We start from the raw sequence: 2,435 nt of genomic DNA on the forward strand, positions 1-2,435 counted from the left end.
AAAATTTTTCCTGTTGAGAAGGAGTTAAACTATGCCATTTTTCTAAAGTAATAAAAGAAGCATCTGGCGATCGATTTGCCCCATTTGGTAACTTAAAACCACCAGAAGAATCAAACACTTTACCTAATTTTTTTTGTCGATTCCAAGCCGTTAATTGATAGATTAAATCAGCATTACGATTACTTGTTAATCCTCCCGTGGGTGCCATAATAATTAAATCTCCCTGTGCATTGCGTTCAAATCTTAAATCTCTATGCTTGTGGCAAAGTTCAAAAAATTGCTCATCATTTAGTTGCAACTCTAACTCTAAAGGTGTTGATAAATAAACCATAATTTTAAGTTACCAGCAGTTTAGTTATATTGATTATGCTAACACAAACACCAAAAGCAACCCCTAATTTAACCAAGAATACTTTTTCCTAAAATATTTTATAATGTTTATATGTTTATCATCATAGGTGTTAATTATGACTCGAATAATTGATTATGGAGGCTAATTGAATTTTGTAACTGTTGAACAAGCAATTAAATCCGTGCAAATTTGCCAAAATCTTTCCGATTTTTATCAAGATATAGTCTTATTTCGTTTTGATAAGTTAAAAGGTGAGATTTACATTTTGGAGGGAGAAAATATTGAAATTATCATATATTCAGATGGAAATTGGGAGTTTTTGCCAAATGAAAACTAATTTTAAAACCATGACAAAAGCCGAATTAAGAGCCTATGTATTAAGCAATAAAGATGATGACGAAGCATTAAGGGTTTTGATGAGTCGCCGTAGTGGTATTAAATATAAATTTGAAAATACAGAAGAAGGTAAACAACAAATTAAAAACTTAATTCAACAAAAAATAGAAGGTAAATTATAATTCGATCTTATTAAATTAGGATTATCAAAAGTGTAGAGATTCGATCTAAGTTCGATGAAATCGAAGGGCTAACAACAGTTAACAAAAATTTACTTAATTCTTTTTAAAATTACTCATTTATAATGCTAAACTTAAATAATGAGTAAGTTATCTATTTCTGAAGCCGCAAAACTAAAAGGTGTTAGTACCTCAACATTGAGAAGGTGGGAGACTGAGGGTATTTTGATTCCTGAACGTACCGCTAATGGTCATCGTAGATATGACTTAAGTTGTTATTATTAATCGTACGGAGGATTCTAGTTTTGAAGAAGATTTAGCTAGTGATGTGCTGGAAATGATTACTGTTTTTAGTGCTAGATTATATGGTTCTCGTAGTCATAAAAATCGTAAATTGATGGAGGATTTGAGAAGTGCCACTCGTGAGCTTTAGAACAGAACTAAAACTAAATCATAAACAAAAAACTCTCATGGCAAAACACGCTGGAGTTGCTCGTCATGCCTATAATTGGGGACTCGCTATTTGTTTTCAAGCCTTAGAAAAAGGAGAAAAATTACCTAGTGCTATTGATTTACATAAAAGATTAGTAGCAGAGGTAAAACCTATTTATTCTTGGTACTATGAAGTGTCAAAATGTTCTCCTCAACAAGCCTTGAGAAATCTAGCTACGGCTTTTAAAAATTGGTTGATTCATAAACACACTAAAAAACCTAAATTTAAGAAGAAAGGACATCACGATAGCTTCTATTTAGAAGGTTCAATTAAGGTTAGTGGGAATCGGTTTAAATTACCAAGAATAGGATGGGTTAATGTCTATGAAAATTTACCTGCTGTCACTCCTAAAAATGTCACAATTTCTCGTCATGCTGATAGATGGTTTATCTCTTTTAAATACGAGTTAGAGATACCAAATACTCCTAAAATAAGAGAAAAAATAGGTGTGGATATTGGGATTAATTCTTTGGCTACTTGTAGTGATGGAACGGTATTTGAAAATAGAAAAGCCTACCGTAAACATAAGAAAAGGTTAGCAAGATTGCAGAGAAATTTAGCCCGAAAACAAAAAGGGAGTAAAAACCGTAAAAAGACTCAGGTAAAATTGGCTAGACAACATAAAAAAGTAGTCCAAATAAGAAGGGATTCTATTCATAAATTAACATCATGGTTAGCTAAAAACCACAGCGAAATTGTGATTGAGAATTTGAATGTATCAGGAATGCTTAAAAATCATCGACTAGCTAGTGCTATAGCTGATTGTGGCTTTTATGAGTTGAGACGACAGCTAGAATATAAAACACAATGGTACGGTTCAAAATTGATTGTTGCCGATCGATTTTATCCTTCATCTCAGTTGTGTTCAAACTGTCAAAATAAACAAAAAATGCCTCTTTCAAAGAGAGTTTATGAGTGTGAAAATTGCGGTTTAAAGATCGATCGTGATCTGAATGCTAGTATTAATTTGGAGTTATATCCAACTACCGATAGCTTGTCGGAAAGTAAAGCCTGTGGAGAGTCAAACCAACTTAATGGCAAGTCTATTAGGGATTCGGTGAAGCAGGAAGTGAAC

5 protein-coding genes and 1 pseudogene are annotated in these 2,435 nt (G+C 32.6%); 5 read left to right on the plus strand and 1 reads right to left on the minus strand.

Translation table 11 applies throughout. The annotated features are described in order from the left end of the window. Positions 1-331, minus strand: a 331-nt coding sequence (locus ACN4EE_RS22810) for a Uma2 family endonuclease (RefSeq protein WP_431708808.1), incomplete at its 3' end; no start/stop codon positions are given. A 166-nt stretch (positions 332-497) separates the two neighbouring features. Here ACN4EE_RS22810 and ACN4EE_RS22815 point away from each other — a divergent pair. The 5 genes and pseudogenes from ACN4EE_RS22815 to ACN4EE_RS22835 all read left to right on the plus strand — a co-directional run. Then, positions 498-689, plus strand: a complete 192-nt coding sequence (locus ACN4EE_RS22815) for a DUF6888 family protein (RefSeq protein WP_431708809.1) — start codon at positions 498-500, stop codon at positions 687-689. Beyond that, positions 679-870: a DUF6887 family protein gene (locus ACN4EE_RS22820; protein WP_431708810.1), complete on the plus strand. Its 192-nt coding sequence runs from the start codon at positions 679-681 to the stop codon at positions 868-870. Before ACN4EE_RS22815 ends, ACN4EE_RS22820 begins: the two co-directional genes overlap by 11 nt. Positions 871-1,008: 138 nt before the next feature. Then, a complete protein-coding gene (locus ACN4EE_RS22825) occupies positions 1,009-1,152 on the plus strand; it encodes a MerR family DNA-binding transcriptional regulator (RefSeq protein WP_431708811.1) in 144 nt (47 codons plus the stop codon). Next, a pseudogene (locus tag ACN4EE_RS22830) lies at positions 1,139-1,300 on the plus strand (IS607 family transposase); the annotation flags it as partial. The gene ACN4EE_RS22825 and the pseudogene ACN4EE_RS22830, both read left to right, overlap by 14 nt. Then, positions 1,281-2,435: RNA-guided endonuclease InsQ/TnpB family protein (locus tag ACN4EE_RS22835; protein ID WP_431708812.1), on the plus strand; the 1,155-nt coding region annotated here is incomplete at its 3' end. The pseudogene ACN4EE_RS22830 and the gene ACN4EE_RS22835, both read left to right, overlap by 20 nt.

The sequence above is a fragment of the Geminocystis sp. CENA526 genome (assembly GCF_050753365.1).
Taxonomy (GTDB): Bacteria; Cyanobacteriota; Cyanobacteriia; order Cyanobacteriales; family Cyanobacteriaceae; genus Geminocystis.

Coding starts and splice junctions, on each gene's coding strand:
- ACN4EE_RS22825 (WP_431708811.1), top strand. CDS start 1,009: ATGAGTAAGTTATCTATTTCTGAAGCCGCAAAACTAAAAGGTGTTAGT.
- ACN4EE_RS22820 (WP_431708810.1), top strand. CDS start 679: ATGAAAACTAATTTTAAAACCATGACAAAAGCCGAATTAAGAGCCTAT.